We start from the raw sequence: 14864 nt of genomic DNA on the forward strand, positions 1-14864 counted from the left end.
CGGTGGCGAGGTTCGCCACGTGACCGAAGACGTCATGAAGATATCTCGACAACGCCCGCTGCCTGGCCGTTGACTGCTACCCGTCCCACCTGGCGATCTTGCCGAGTGGACAAGCTCCCTTCGCCCCTACCCCCAAAGAGGAGCAATGGCCCGCAAGATTCGAAAGACCCACGCGTACGGCGCGGCGCTGGTCGCCGCAGCCCTGGCGGTCACGGTCAGCCCGGTCGCGGCATTCGCCCAGCCGACAGCCCCGAATGTGCCGAGCGTCCTGCCCTCGGGTGCCGGCGGCATCGGTAGGTACATCGTCACCCTGGCCGACAAGCCACTCGCCACCTACGAGGGTGGCGTTGCCGGAATCGCTGGCACCAAGCCCGGTAAGGGCAAGAAGGTGGACGTGGGCACCGCCAACGCCCAGCGCTACCGCACCCACCTCAAGGACAAGCACACCAGGGCGGCGCGCACCGTCGGCGCCCAGCCACTCAGGAGCTACTCCGTCACCTCCAACAGCTTCCTCGCGGAACTGACCCGTGCCCAGGTCGTGAAACTGATGGCCACGGGTGGCGTGGTCTCCGTCGCCCCGGACAAGCTCTACAAGCCCACCAACGACCGCAACTCGGTCGACTTCCTCGGGCTCTCCGGTAGGAAGGGCGTGTGGTCCACGCTTGGCGGCACCGCCAACGCCGGCAAGGGCGTTGTCGTCGGCGTCATCGACACCGGAATCTGGCCGGAGAGTACGTCGTTCACCGCGCCGGCGCTCGGCGCGACCCCACCCACGGCGACCGATCCGTACCGGCCCTATCTCCAGGGCACGACCACCGTCATGCGCAAGGCCGACGGTGGCACGTTCACCGGCACCTGCCAGACCGGCGAGGAATTCGCCGCGACCGTCTGTAACGAGAAGGTCATCAGCGCCCGGTACTTCGGGGATTCCTGGCTGAAGATCGTTCCGCCGGCCAAGCGGAAGGACTACGTCTCTCCCCGCGACGCGCAGGGGCACGGCACGCACACCGCCGGAACGGCGGCTGGGAACACCGCCGTCCCGGTCACCGAGCGGGGGGTCGACTTCGGGCAGATCTCCGGCGTCGCCCCGGGGGCGAAGATCGCGGTCTACAAGGCGCTCTGGCAGGCGACCGACGACGATCTGACCGGTGGGCACGCGTCGGACATCGTCGCCGCCATCGACCAGGCCGTCGCCGACGGCGTAGACGTGATCAACTACTCGGTGGGTGGGTCGTCGGAGTCGTACCCCAACGACCCGACCGAGATGGCCTTCCTGAACGCGGCAGCGGCGGGTGTCTTCGTCTCCGCCTCCGCCGGTAACAGCGGACCAGACGCGTCGACGCTGGACAACACCGCGCCGTGGAACACGACGGTGGCCGCGAGCACAGTCGCTCCGTACCCGGCCAGCGTGGAGTTGGGCAACGGTGCCCGCTTCACCGGCACCAGCACCACCGTCGCGGCGGCGTTCGGACCGAAGCCACTGATCGCGGCCGGGGCAGCGAAGGCCGCCACCGCCGCTGACGCCGAAGCCGACAACTGCATGGCCGGCACCCTCGACCCGGCCAAGGTGGCCGGCAAGGTGGTCCTCTGCCTCCGTGGCGTCGTCGCACGGACGGAGAAGTCCGCCGAGGTCGCGCGGGCCGGCGGTGTCGGAATGGTGCTGGCCAACCCGACCGACCAGGACCTCAGCGGCGACCTGCACAGCGTGCCCACCGTGCACATCAACGCGCCCGACACCCAGGCCGCGCAGGAGTACGCGGCGACCGCCGGTGCGCAGGTCACCCTGCTGCCGACCGGGCCGAGCATGCCATACCCCCAGGTGGCGGCCTTCTCCTCGCGTGGTCCGGCGGAGCGGGTCGGGGACCTGCTGAAGCCGGACATCGCGGCTCCCGGCGTCGCGATCCTCGCGGCGGTGGCTCCGCCCGGTAACGAGGGGAAGAACTTCGACTTCTACTCCGGCACCTCGATGGCCGCTCCGCACATCGCTGGTCTTGCGGCGCTCTACCTCGCCAAGCACCCGGACTGGTCACCGGCAGAGGTCAAGTCGGCGATGATGACCACCACCTTCGCGACCAAGACCGCGACCGGGAAGCGGAGCACCGACGTCTTCGCCCAGGGTGCGGGGCAGGTCGACCCGGCCCGGATGCTCACCCCCGGCCTCGTCTACGACGCGTCCGAGCGGGACTGGCTGGGCTTCCTGGAGGGTCTGGGCTACCGGACGGGTTCAGGGGTCGCACCGATCCAGAGCGGCGACCTCAACTACCCGTCGATCGCTGTCGGTGATCTCTTCGGCACCCGGACCGTCACCCGTAAGGTCACCGCCGTTACCCCCGGCGTTTACCACGCCAAGGTGGACCTGCCCGGTTTGAAGGTCAAGGTGAGCCCGTCCACCCTGAAGTTCAGGAAGGCGGGGGAGACCAAGGATTTCACCGTCACCATGCAGCTCAGGACGGCTCCCGTCGGTGTGCCGACGGTCGGCTCGCTGACCTGGACGGGCCGTGGCACCGCCGTACGCAGCCCGATCGTGGTGACCCCGCAGACCGCGATCGCGCCGACCCAGGTGCGCGGCAGCGGCCCGGCAGGCTCGGTGTCCTTCGAGGTGACCCCGGCGGTCAAGAAGTTCCCGATCAAGGCGTACGGGATGGTCTCGGGGCCGCTGGTCCCGGCCACCGCGAACAGCTATGACCCCAATGGCACGCAGTTCCAGGTCACGGTGCCCACTGGCACCAAGGCCGCGGAGTTCAGCGTACGTGCGGACAACCCACAGGCACCGCTCTTCCTGGCCGTCTTCCGGCAGGAGAACGGAACCCTGGCAATCGAGTACGTGTCGAGCTTCGGGTCGGCCGACGAGCGGCACGCGATTGCGAACCCGAAGCCCGGCACGTACTTCGTGGTGGTCGTCGCCCTCGAGACGCTACCGGGAACCACGGAGACGCCGTTCACCCTGCAGGTGAACCAGGTCACCGGCAAGGGCGGCGTCGGCAGCCTGACCGCGTCCCCCAAGAACCCCAAGGTCACCCCCGGGACTCCGTTGACGGTCACGGCCAACTGGTCGGGTGTGCCCGCCGGGCGGCACACGGGCTACGTCGAGTACCCGAACGGTGCCGGCACGGTCGTCAGCGTCAACTGACCTGAGCCCGTACGGGCAGCGGGGCCGGACAGCGTCGTCTGGCCCCGCTGTTCCTTGTCCCACACTCGACCGCCGTCAGCGGGTTCCGTGGAACCGGCGATGCAGGTCGTGTACCTGCTCGGCGAGTGCGGGCACCGGCCCCTCCACCAGGACGCCAGGTGCGACCTCCTGGATCGGCAGGGGACGGACGGGGGGTGGGGGCACCCCCAACTCGGTCAGCCAGGTGACCAACTGCGCCGAGGAGCTGACGTACACGATTCGGCCGAGACCGACCCAGCCGTGTGCCGCCGCGCACATCGGACAGTGCTCACCGGAGGTGTAGACCGTTGCCTGTGCTCGTGCAGCCGGGGACATGTTGGCCGCCGCCCAGCGGGCCAGTTCGAACTCCGGGTGCCGGGTCCGGTCACCACCCGCGACCCGGTTGTGGTCCTCGGCCAGTACGGTCCCGTCGGCCGCGACAAGCACCGACCCGAAAGGTTCGTCGCCCTGGTCCAGGGCTTCGCCGGCCAACTCGATGCACCGGCGGAGGTGACAGAGCTCTGACTCATCCACCATGAGACCCTATCTGCCGCTTTTCGACTTGATTCGGCCCGGCGGGGTGCCGCCTGCCGGCGGAGGCACCCGGCCCGAGTCGAGAACTGGCCGTCACCAGCCTCGGGCCCGCCACTCGGGCAGCGCCGGCCGTTCGTTGCCGAGGGTGCCGTCCTTGCCGTGGCCCGGGTAGAACCAGGTCTCGTCCGGCAGCCGGCCGAAGATCTTGTGCTCGACGCCGTCGATCAGCGGCGCGAACCGCTCCGGGTCCCGGTCGGTGTTGCCGACCCCACCCGGAAAGAGAACGTCCCCCGTGAAGAGGTGCGGGATGCCCTCCGGGTCGCGGTAGAGCAGCACGACCGAACCGGGGGTGTGCCCGACGATGTGGGTGACCTCCAGTTCGCAGTCACCGAACCGGACCACGTCGCCGTCGGCGAGTGTCTCGGAGGGGATCGGCAGGCCGTCGGCGTCGTCGGTGTGCACCAGTGAACGGGCACCGGTGGCCGTCACAACGTCGGTCAGTGCCAGCCAGTGGTCCGGGTGCTGGTGGGTGGTGACCACCGTGGACAGTCCGGCATCCCCGATCAGCTCCAGCAGCCGGGGTGCCTCGTTGGCCGCGTCGATGAGCAACTGGTCACCGGTCGACCGGCAGCGCAGCAGGTAGGCGTTGTTGTCCATCGGGCCGACCGACACCTTGGTGATGGTCAGGCCAGCCAGTTCACGTATGACGGGGCCATCGCCCGGCGGGATCTCTCCGGTGTATGACATGCCCTACCCTTACAGCCATCTTGGTGGAACCGGCAACGGACCGGCGGGCGTGACGGTGAGACCATCACCACTCGATCGGCCGATCAACCAGCCCGCCAGTTCGTTGACCGGCCCGGTGATGGTCGGCGCGCCGTCCGGCTCACCGATGGTCAGCTGGTGGGCCGCGCCGTCGAGGGTGAGCACCAACGGCGGTACGTCGGAGCGGCCGGCGAGGTCGGTGACCACCTCGTGCAGCAGACGGTGACCGCAGGCCTCGGGCCAGTCCGTCGGGGCGTACCCGGCGGCCAGGTCGACGTGGTGCACCTCCACCTCGCGGAGTCGACTCCAGACCAGGGTGGCGGCCACCCTCGGCCCACCCCGGGCGATGACCGTCGCGGCCCAGGCCTCCACCGGCATGGCGGCGGCCACGGCCGCGAACCGGGCGGTGGACTCCCGCAGGTCGTCCAGATGGATCGCCAGGGTACGCCCCGCGCCCGCCTCGATGTCGGCCTCGCGGTCGGCGGGGCTGGCGTACGCGGGAATGTCCTCGCCGGTGCGCGCGGCGGTCAACAGATTGATCATCGCGTCGGCCTGCCGGGCGAGGTGGGCCAGTACGTGCCCACGGGTCCAGCCGGGCAGCAGCGACGGGCCGGCGAGCCCGGCCTCGTCGAGTGACGCCGCGCTCTGGAGCAACCGCTCGGTGGCGAGGTCCACCTCGCCCATAAGAAGGAGTGGGTCTGCCGTCACGCCCTGACCCTAGCGGCCAGGCCGGTCCCGGTCAGGCCGGAAATGGCTTTCCGTGGATCCCGGCCACCCCCTACCGTCGAGGCTGACGCGTCACCCGGTCCTGGAACGGAGGTGGAGAGCATGCCGGTCGCCGTGCGCGTGTTCCCCATCTCCGTCGTCGACATCCACAGGGGTTGACATGCTGTTCGATCTCGCGTCCCTCGGCTGGGACGCTTCCCTCGCCGCAACCTGCCGCCGCCGCATCGCGGCCGGCCATCGACCTGGCCGGGTGGTCCGGGTCGACCGGGGGATCTGCACCGTGCTGTGCGCCGATGGCACCGTTCGGGCCAGCCTCGGCGGTGCGATGCTGGCCGCCGCCTCCGTCGACCGGGTCAACCTGCCCTGTGCCGGGGACTGGGTGCTGGTCCGTGCCTGGTCGGACGACCGCTGCACGGTGGAGGCGGTGCTGCCCCGGCGGACCGCCCTGGTCCGGCGTACCGCCGACAAGGACTCGGTCGGGCAGGTGCTGGCGGCCAACCCGGACGTCGTGGCCGTGGTCGAGCCGATGCACCCGGCTCCGGACGTGGCCCGGGTGGAGCGGCTGCTCGCCCTCGCCTGGGAGTCCGGTGCGCAGCCGCTGGTGGTGCTGACCAAGAGCGATCTGGTGGCGGATCCGGCGACGGTCGCCGCCCAGGTGGCGGAGGTGGCTCCGGGGGTCGAGGTGTTCCCGGTCAGCGCCGAGCGGGGGGACGGCGTGGAGACGCTCCGACCGTGGGTGGTCGCCGGTCGTACCCTGGCGCTGTTCGGGCCCTCCGGTGCCGGTAAGTCGACGCTGGTCAACGCGTTGGCCGGGGCCACGGTGATGACCACCCAGGGCATCCGGCGGGCGGACGGCAAGGGGCGGCACACCACCACCTATCGGGCGCTCGTCCCGATCCCGGGTGGCGGGGCGGTGCTGGACACCCCGGGTGTCCGGGCGGTGGGCCTGCTCGACATGGCCGACGGGCTGGAGCACACCTTCGCCGACGTCACCGAGTTGATCGCGGCCTGCCGGTTCACCGACTGTGCCCACGAGGGGGAGCCAGGGTGCGCCGTACGGGCCGCGCTGGAATCCGGTGATCTGGCCTATCGCCGGTGGGAGAGCTGGCAGAAGCTCCAGCGTGAGGTGGAGTTCGAGACCCGGCGACGGGATGCCCGGTTGGCTGCCGTGCGCCGGGCGGACTGGCGCCGGCTTCGCCGGGAGCGCCGTACCGCCCGCCCGTAAGCAGGTCGGGAAGGGTCTCTTCTCCATGGCCTTCTGCCTTGGAAGGGGCCCTTCCTCACACCTGCCAACCGGGCGCGTCGTACCTGCCAACCGGGCGCGTCGCACCTGCCAACCGGGCGCGTCGCACCTTCCTCATCGGGCGCGATTCGTCGAGCCGGAATACTGTCGTACCCCCGGGCTAGAGTTGCCGATGCGTGCCTAGCGCACTGACAAAACCGGACAAAAGCTCTTTTAATCCTCCCTGGAGTACGCGGACAGTGACCGATCGATTGATCATCCGTGGCGCACGCGAGCACAACCTGCGTGACGTCAGCCTCGACCTGCCGCGGGACGCCATGATCGTCTTCACCGGCCTCTCCGGCTCGGGCAAGTCCAGCCTCGCCTTCGACACGATCTTCGCCGAGGGGCAGCGACGGTACGTCGAATCGCTCTCCTCCTACGCCCGGCAATTCCTCGGCCAGATGGACAAGCCGGACGTCGACTTCATCGAAGGCCTGAGCCCAGCCGTCTCGATCGACCAGAAGTCCACCTCGCGCAACCCGCGCTCGACCGTCGGCACCATCACCGAGGTCTACGACTACCTGCGTCTCCTCTTCGCCCGGGTCGGCGAGCCGCACTGCCCGGTCTGTGGCGAGCGCATCTCCCGGCAGAGCCCGCAGCAGATCGTCGACCGGGTGCTGGCCATGGCGGAGGGCACCCGGTTCATGGTGCTCGCCCCGGTCGTGCGGGGACGCAAGGGCGAATACGTCGACCTCTTCGCCGAATTGCAGGCCAAGGGCTACGCCCGGGCCCGGGTCGACGGGGTGGTCCATCCGCTGACCGAGCCGCCGAAGCTCAAGAAGCAGGAGAAACACACCATCGAGGTGGTGGTCGACCGGCTCGCCGTGAAGGCCAGCGCCAAGCAGCGACTCACCGACTCGATCGAGTCCGCGCTCGGCCTCTCCGGCGGGATCGTCCTGCTCGACTTCGTCGACCTGGCCGAGGACGACCCCGACCGGGAACGTCGCTACTCCGAGCACCTGGCCTGCCCCAACGACCACCCGCTGGCGATCGAGGACCTCGAACCCCGGGTCTTCTCCTTCAATGCTCCCTACGGTGCCTGCCCGGAGTGCACGGGCCTGGGGATGAAGAAGGAGGTCGACCCGGAGCTGATCGTGCCGGACCCGGAGCGCACCCTGCGGGAAGGGGCGATCCAGCCGTGGGCCGGCGGGCAGACCCTCGAATACTTCCTGCACCTGCTGGAGGCGTTGGGCGAGGCGGAGCACTTCGACCTGGACACCCCGTGGCGCAAGCTGCCGGCCCGCGCGCAGAAGACGATCCTGCACGGCTCCGGCGACCAGGTGCACGTCCGTTACCGCAACAAGTACGGCCGCGAGCGCTCCTACTACACCGGCTTCGAGGGCGTGGTGCAGTGGATCGAACGCCGGCACAACGACACCGAGTCGGACTGGTCCCGTGAGAAGTACGAGGGCTACATGCGGGACGTACCGTGTGCCGCCTGTGGCGGGGCCCGACTCAAGCCGGAGGTGCTGGCGGTCACCCTCGCCGGGCGGAGCATTGCCGAGGTCTGCGCCCTCTCCGTGGGGGAGTGCGCGGAGCTGCTTGGCGGCATGACCCTGACCGACCGGCAGAAGTTGATCGCAGAGCGGGTGCTCAAGGAGATCAACGCGCGGTTGCAGTTCCTGGTCGACGTCGGGTTGGACTACCTGTCGTTGGACCGGCCGGCTGGCACCCTCTCCGGTGGCGAGGCGCAGCGCATCCGGTTGGCCACCCAGATCGGGTCTGGGCTGGTCGGCGTGCTCTACGTCCTGGACGAGCCGTCGATCGGCCTGCACCAGCGGGACAACCAGCGGTTGATCGAGACACTGGTCCGGCTCCGGAACCTGGGTAACACCCTGATCGTCGTCGAGCACGACGAGGACACCATCCGGGTCGCCGACTGGATCGTCGACATCGGACCGGGGGCTGGGGAACACGGCGGTCGGATCGTGCACAGCGGCCCGGTGGCCGAGCTGCTGAGCAGCGACGAATCGGTGACTGGGGCGTACCTCTCCGGTCGTAGGTCGATCCCGACGCCGAAGCAGCGCCGGCCGCAGACCCCGGGCCGGGAGCTGGTGGTGCACGGTGCCCGGGAGCACAACCTGCGTAACCTGACCGTGCCGTTCCCGCTGGGACAGTTCATCGCGGTCACCGGGGTCAGTGGCTCGGGCAAGTCGACCCTGGTCAACGACATTCTCTACACCGTACTGGCCAATCAGCTCAACCGGGCCCGGCTGGTGCCCGGCCGGCACACCCGGATCACCGGCCTCGACCAGGTGGACAAGGTCGTCGGCGTCGACCAGTCGCCGATTGGCCGGACTCCGCGCTCCAACCCGGCCACCTACACCGGGGTCTGGGACCACGTCCGCAAGCTCTTCGCCGAGACCGCCGAGGCCAAGGTCCGGGGGTACGGCCCCGGCCGGTTCTCGTTCAACGTCAAGGGCGGGCGCTGCGAGGCGTGCAGCGGTGACGGCACGATCAAGATCGAGATGAACTTCCTGCCCGACGTCTACGTGCCGTGTGAGGTCTGCAAGGGAGCCCGCTACAACCGGGAGACCCTGGAGGTCCACTACAAGGGCAAGACGGTCTCCGACATCCTGGAGATGCCGATCGAGGAGGCGGCCGACTTCTTCTCCGCGATCCCGGCCATCCACCGGCACCTAAAGACCCTGGTCGACGTCGGGCTCGGCTACGTGCGGCTGGGCCAGCCGGCGCCCACCCTCTCCGGCGGTGAGGCACAACGTGTCAAGCTCGCGTCCGAGCTGCAGAAACGCTCAAGCGGGCGGACGGTGTACGTGCTTGACGAGCCGACCACCGGCCTGCACTTCGAGGACATCCGTAAGCTGCTCGGGGTGCTGGAGAGCCTGGTCGACAAGGGCAACACGATCATCGTCATCGAGCACAACCTGGACGTGATCAAGACCGCCGACTGGCTGATCGACATGGGACCGGAGGGCGGTCACCGGGGCGGTACGGTGCTGGCCACCGGCACACCGGAGGAGTTGGCCGAGGTGCCGGAGAGCCATACCGGTCGGTTCCTGCGGCCGGTACTCGGCCTCGACGGTGAGCCGCAGGGGGCGACCGAGGCGACCGCCCGGGCGGCGAAGGCCAATGGCACCGCCACCGGAGGAAAGTCCCGAGCGACCCGGAAATCCGCCGCCGGTCGCGCTGACAACGGGTAGCTCCGAGGCATACGCCTGGGCGCTCTCCCGTCGACGGACCGGTCGACGGGCGATGAGCCAGTTGCCGGGATGAACCGGTCGAGAGGGATGAACCGATCGACGGTCGGTTGCGTGTCTACTGGCATGGCCGTCCATCCGCCCTGGTCGCGGGCGGTCGGAAGCGTGGCAACCGAGAGGAAGGCAAGGCATGAGTGAGGATCAGGCGGTGCCCGGGTCGGGTGCCCGTACGCGTCGTGTGCTGTTGGCGAGCGCCGGTGCGGTCGGGGTCGCGGCGGTTCTGGCCGCATGCGGCAGCGACGACTCCGACGGGGACGCGGGGCGCGAGGGTACGACCGGTAACGGGACCGGGGCGCCGCCCACCGGCAGCGACCCGGGCAGCTCCGGCACCGCCCCGGGCAACTCCGGTGCGCTGGCCCGGACGAGCGACATCCCGGTCGGCGGCGGAAAGATCTTCGCTGAGCAGGGGGTGGTGATCACCCAGCCCACCGCCGGTGAGTTCAAGGGCTTCAGTGCGCTCTGCACCCACAAGGAGTGCCCGCTCTCCAGCGTCGATGGCGGCACGATCAACTGCACCTGCCACGGCAGCAAGTTCTCCGTGGTCGACGGCTCCGTCAAGGTGAAGCCGGCCACCGAGCCGCTGCCGGAAAAGAAGATCAAGGTCGAGGGCGACCAGATCCACCTGCTCTGACGGAGATTACCGGCACCACCGGCACCACCATCGACGGCTGGCGCGGCAACAGGTCGCGCCAGCCGTCGCGCTAGCACGGCCTGTGCCGCGCCCAGCCGTCGCACTAACGGATCTTGACAGAGGTACGGATTAGGCTTGCCGCTGTGGCTGATCCCTCGACCTACCGTCCGGCGCCCGGCACCATCCCCGAGGCGCCCGGGGTCTATCGCTTCCGTGACCCCACCGGTCGGGTGATCTACGTCGGTAAGGCCAAGAGCCTGCGCAGCCGGCTCAACTCCTACTTTGGCGACATCTGGAACCTGCACCAGCGCACCCAGCAAATGGTCACCACCGCGGCCTCCGTCGACTGGGTCACCGTCGGCACCGAGGTCGAGGCGCTCCAGCTCGAATACAACTGGATCAAGCAGTACGACCCTCGGTTCAACGTGCGGTACCGCGACGACAAGTCGTACCCCTATCTGGCGGTGACGCTCGACGAGGAGTTCCCCCGGCTGCAGGTGATGCGGGGTGCCAAGCGCAAGGGGGTGCGCTACTTCGGGCCGTACTCGCACGCCTGGGCGATCCGGGAGACGCTGGACCTGTTGCTGCGGGTCTTCCCCGCGCGGACCTGTTCGGCCGGGGTCTTCAAACGGGCCGGTCAGGTCGGGCGTCCCTGCCTGCTGGGCGACATCGGCAAGTGCTCCGCGCCCTGCGTGGGGCGGGTGTCACCAGCCGAGCACCGGGATATCGTCGACGGCTTCTGCGACTTCATGGCCGGGCGTACCGACAGCATGGTCCGACGCTTGGAACGCGAGATGATCGAGGCCAGCGAGCAGTTGGAGTTCGAGCGGGCCGCCCGGCTGCGCGACGACATCGCCGCACTGCGTCGGGCGATGGAGAAGCAGACCGTGGTGCTCGGTGACGGCACCGACGCCGACGTCGTCGCCTTCGCCGACGACCCGTTGGAGGCCGCCGTCCAGGTTTTCCACGTCCGCGACGGCCGGGTACGAGGCCAGCGCGGCTGGGTGGTGGAGAAGGTGGAGGACCTCAGCCCCGGTGACCTGGTGCGGCACTTCTGCACCCAGGTCTACGGCGGTGAGCACGGTGAGGCCGACGTACCCCGGGAACTGCTGGTGCCGGAACTGCCCAGCGATGCCGACACACTGACGGCCTGGCTGTCGGAACATCGGGGCAGCCGGGTCACCCTGCGGGTGCCGCAGCGGGGCGACAAGAAGACGCTGCTGGAGACGGTCGCCCGTAACGCCGGCGAGGCGTTGACCCGGCACAAGCTGCGCCGGGCCGGTGATCTGACCACCCGGGGGAAGGCGCTCGACGAGATCGCCGAGGCACTGGGGATGGACACCTCACCGCTGCGCATCGAGTGCTACGACGTCTCGCAGATCCAGGGCACCGATGTGGTGGCCAGCATGGTGGTGTTCGAGGACGGGTTGCCCCGTAAGAGCGAATACCGCCGGTTCGCGGTCCGCGGCGCTACCGACGACCTGTCGGCGATGTCCGAGGTGCTGCGTCGCCGGTTCGCTCGCTACCTCGACGCGGCGGCGAGTACCCAGGGCGAACCCGATGCCTCGGTGGTGGCGGGCAACTACTTCACCACCGAGGCCGGCGACCTCGGTGTCGACGGACCGAGCGAGGTGGACGCGTCCGCGCTCGGTGACGGTGTGGCCGACGACGCGGTACTCGGCGACGAAACGGCTGACGACGACGCGGCACTCGGTGACGGTGTGGCCGACGACGCGGTACTCGGCGACGAAACGGCTGACGACGACGTGGTGGCCGAACCGGAACGGCCGGGGATCGACCCCACCACCGGGCGGCCACGCAAGTTCGCGTACCCACCGCAACTGGTGGTGGTCGACGGTGGCCAACCGCAGGTTGCCGCCGCTGCGGCCGTACTGGCCGAGTTGGGCATCACCGACATCGCCCTGTGCGGGCTGGCCAAACGGCTGGAGGAGGTGTGGGTGCCCGGCGACGAGTTCCCGGTGATCCTGCCCCGCACCTCCGAAGGGCTCTACCTGCTACAACGCATCCGGGACGAGGCACACCGGTTCGCCATCACCTTCCACCGACAGCGACGGTCCAAGCGGATGACCGCCTCCGGGCTCGACAACGTCCCCGGATTGGGCGAAGTACGCCGCAAGGCACTGCTGCGGCACTTCGGGTCGGTCAAGCGGCTCGCGGCGGCAACCGTCGACGAGGTCGTCGAGGTGCCCGGCATCGGTCGACGTACCGCCGAGACGATCGTCGCTGCCCTGCAGAAGGGCGACCCGCCAGTCGCATCCTGACGGTCGAGCAGCCGGTCCCGTTGTGCCGGCTGCGGTACGGCGACGCCCGTCACCACGCGGCAGGCCGACGGTGACGGTTGGTTGACGTCATACCCCGCATGGTGCTCACAGCAGGTGCACAGGTCGGTGCCCTGCGAGAGGGAAGAAGCACCAGGGCTGGGGGATTTGATGAGTCGTCTGCTGATCGCTGGCAAGATCGTTCCCGGCGCGGAAGAGCGGATAGCGGAGATCTTCACCGAGTCGGACAGGTCGGAGCTGCCCGACATCACCGGCACCCGACATCGGTCGCTGTATCGCCTGGGCGACCTCTTCGTGCACCTGCTCGAAATGGACGGGGCCGGTCCGGGACTGGAGGCGGGCACCCGGCACCCGCTGTTCATCCAGATGCAGAAGGAGCTGTCGACCTGCACGTCGCCGTACCTGGCCACCTGGCGCTCGCCCCGGGACGCCATGATGACGTGCTTCTACCGTTGGGATGCGCCGATACTCGCGTCGGGGAACCCAGAGTGACCACATCCACCGAACCGGTCGATGTCATCGTCATCGGTGCCGGCACCGGTGGTATGTGCCTGGCACACGGTCTCAAACGGGCCGGCATCGGGGTCGCGGTCTACGAGCGGTACCGGACCCGGCGGGACGGACTGCACGGTTACCGCCTCGGCATCGGTCCTACCGGGACCCGGGCGCTGAAGGAGTGCCTGCCGCCGGAGCTCTTCTCGACCTTCCTGGCCACCTGTGCCCGGTCACCAAAATACTTCAACGTCCTGACCGAGAAACTGGGGCAGACGGCGTCCTTCGAGTTGTTGCCGGACACCGACCCGATGAACAGTGACCACGCGGTCTCCCGGATGACCCTCCGGCAGGTTCTGCTCACCGGACTCGACGACGTGGTGCATTTCGACAAGACCTGCACCCACTACGAACAGCACGACAACGACACGGTCACCGCCCATTTCGCCGACGGCACCTCGGCCACCGGGAGGCTGCTGGTGGCGGCGGACGGGACACACTCGGTGATTCGCCGGCAGTACCTGCCGCATGCCCGGATCAACGATGCCGGGAGCATCAACATCGCCATCAAGATCCCATTGACTCCCCAGACCGAGGCTCTGCTGACCGAACAGGTGCGGGACGGCATCTCGCTCATCTTCGGTGCTGGTGGGCTGATGGGCGTCCTGCACGTCATGCGCTTCGACTGGGCCAGGCTCGGCACCGTACCCCAGGTTGGGATCGGGGGCACCGATCCGGCGCTGGTCGCGGAGAGCCCCGGTCTCCTCTACGACAACACGCGTGACTACATCAACCTCATCATCTGGAGTGCCCACCGTCGTTTTCCAGCGGACATCATGTCCCGGCGTGGCATGGACCTCGTCCAGGTCGCTCAGGACCTGACCAGAAACTGGCACCCCAATCTGCGGGAACTGCTGGCCCAGTGTGATCCGGGCAGCTGCATACCGGTCAAGGTCGCCACCTCCGAGCCGGTCGAGCCGTGGAAGTCGACGAACGTCACCCTGATCGGCGACGCCATCCACACCATGACCCCCGGCCGAGGGGTGGGTGCCAACACCGCCCTCCGCGACGCTGCGCTGCTTTGTCGGCAACTCACTGCCGTGAGCTGCGGAGACAAAACGCTTCACCAGGCCATCGCCGACTACGAGGCGGAGATGATCCCGTACGGCTTTGCCCGGGTGAGCGACTCGCTGGCCAACAACGGCACCAGTGGGGACGATCCGCTCTATCGGCCGATCATCGGACGGTTCGTGCTGCTGGCCGCGCGCAGCTACTTCGGCCTCACCAGTCGGGTTCCACCACTGCGACGAAAATTCCTCAACGAGATATATGCCCGGCGAGGTGCCGAGATCTGACACCGATGCCCCGGCGGGGGTCCAGGGCGAGTTTGAGTGCGTTTGCGGCGTAACGTGAGCTTTGGGTTTGTATTGTCCGGACCGCTGGCGGCAGGGTCGCCGGCCGGTCGGAAACCCGTCGCGGAGACGGTCTGTCTCTGACCTGTGTGCCAGATGTGAACCCATGTTGCGCAAGGTGGTGTGACCGGGGGCCGCGTCAGCGGAATGCGGGGCGGCCCCCAGCGGTTACACCCACGTACGACCGAGTAGCTGGCGCGATCACGCACCAACCTGGTGGCCCCGGAATGGTTGGCCCCCGCAGGTCGTTACACATTGCGTACGCCCGAGCACCAACAGTCCGGGCGTTTCTCTTTTCCCCCGAAGCGCTCCAACACCCCTGGAGCGTTCACCCCCGGAATGGAAGGTAACCA

At 68.8% G+C, this 14864-nt stretch carries 10 protein-coding genes; 7 read left to right on the top strand and 3 right to left on the bottom strand.

From position 1 onward, the window contains the following. The first annotated feature begins 145 nt into the window (after nucleotides 1-145). The gene (locus FHR38_RS25490; RefSeq protein WP_184537030.1) at nucleotides 146-3130 is read left to right on the top strand and encodes a S8 family serine peptidase; all 2985 of its coding nucleotides are present in this window, start codon (nucleotides 146-148) and stop codon (nucleotides 3128-3130) included. A 75-nt stretch (nucleotides 3131-3205) separates the two neighbouring features. On the opposite strand, the gene FHR38_RS25495 is transcribed toward FHR38_RS25490, so the two are convergent. From FHR38_RS25495 to FHR38_RS25505, 3 genes are all read right to left on the bottom strand, one after another. Continuing rightward, nucleotides 3206-3682, bottom strand: coding sequence for a nucleoside deaminase (locus FHR38_RS25495; protein WP_221449182.1), 477 nt, complete (start codon nucleotides 3680-3682; stop codon nucleotides 3206-3208). Nucleotides 3683-3775: 93 nt separating this feature from the next. Beyond that, complete coding sequence (locus FHR38_RS25500) at nucleotides 3776-4429, bottom strand: MBL fold metallo-hydrolase (RefSeq protein ID WP_184537032.1); 654 nt, start codon at nucleotides 4427-4429, stop codon at nucleotides 3776-3778. Nucleotides 4430-4438: 9 nt separating this feature from the next. Further along, entirely contained in the window at nucleotides 4439-5155 is a 717-nt protein-coding gene (locus FHR38_RS25505; RefSeq protein ID WP_184537033.1) for a maleylpyruvate isomerase family mycothiol-dependent enzyme, read from the bottom strand. Between the two features lie 178 nt (nucleotides 5156-5333). Here FHR38_RS25505 and rsgA point away from each other — a divergent pair, with 178 nt between their 5' ends. The 6 genes from rsgA to FHR38_RS25535 all read left to right on the top strand — a co-directional run bounded on the left by rsgA (nucleotide 5334) and on the right by FHR38_RS25535 (nucleotide 14454). Next, nucleotides 5334-6398, top strand: a complete 1065-nt coding sequence (rsgA, locus tag FHR38_RS25510) for a ribosome small subunit-dependent GTPase A (protein ID WP_184537034.1) — start codon at nucleotides 5334-5336, stop codon at nucleotides 6396-6398. Nucleotides 6399-6655: 257 nt separating this feature from the next. Beyond that, nucleotides 6656-9619, top strand: a complete 2964-nt coding sequence (gene uvrA, locus FHR38_RS25515) for an excinuclease ABC subunit UvrA (RefSeq protein ID WP_184537035.1) — start codon at nucleotides 6656-6658, stop codon at nucleotides 9617-9619. A 187-nt stretch (nucleotides 9620-9806) separates the two neighbouring features. Then, complete coding sequence (locus tag FHR38_RS25520; RefSeq protein ID WP_184537036.1) at nucleotides 9807-10307, top strand: Rieske (2Fe-2S) protein; 501 nt, start codon at nucleotides 9807-9809, stop codon at nucleotides 10305-10307. A 143-nt stretch (nucleotides 10308-10450) separates the two neighbouring features. Further along, nucleotides 10451-12589, top strand: a complete 2139-nt coding sequence (gene uvrC / locus FHR38_RS25525; RefSeq protein ID WP_184537037.1) for an excinuclease ABC subunit UvrC — start codon at nucleotides 10451-10453, stop codon at nucleotides 12587-12589. 168 nt (nucleotides 12590-12757) lie between these two features. After that, on the top strand, nucleotides 12758-13099 hold the full coding sequence (locus FHR38_RS25530; RefSeq protein WP_184537038.1) for a TcmI family type II polyketide cyclase: 342 nt from the start codon (nucleotides 12758-12760) through the stop codon (nucleotides 13097-13099). A 53-nt stretch (nucleotides 13100-13152) separates the two neighbouring features. Continuing rightward, nucleotides 13153-14454, top strand: a complete 1302-nt coding sequence (locus FHR38_RS25535; protein ID WP_184540201.1) for an FAD-dependent oxidoreductase — start codon at nucleotides 13153-13155, stop codon at nucleotides 14452-14454. Nucleotides 14455-14864: the final 410 nt, after the last annotated feature.

Origin of the sequence: Micromonospora polyrhachis, from assembly GCF_014203835.1 — a bacterium.
GTDB classification, from domain to species: domain Bacteria; phylum Actinomycetota; class Actinomycetes; order Mycobacteriales; family Micromonosporaceae; genus Micromonospora_H; species Micromonospora_H polyrhachis.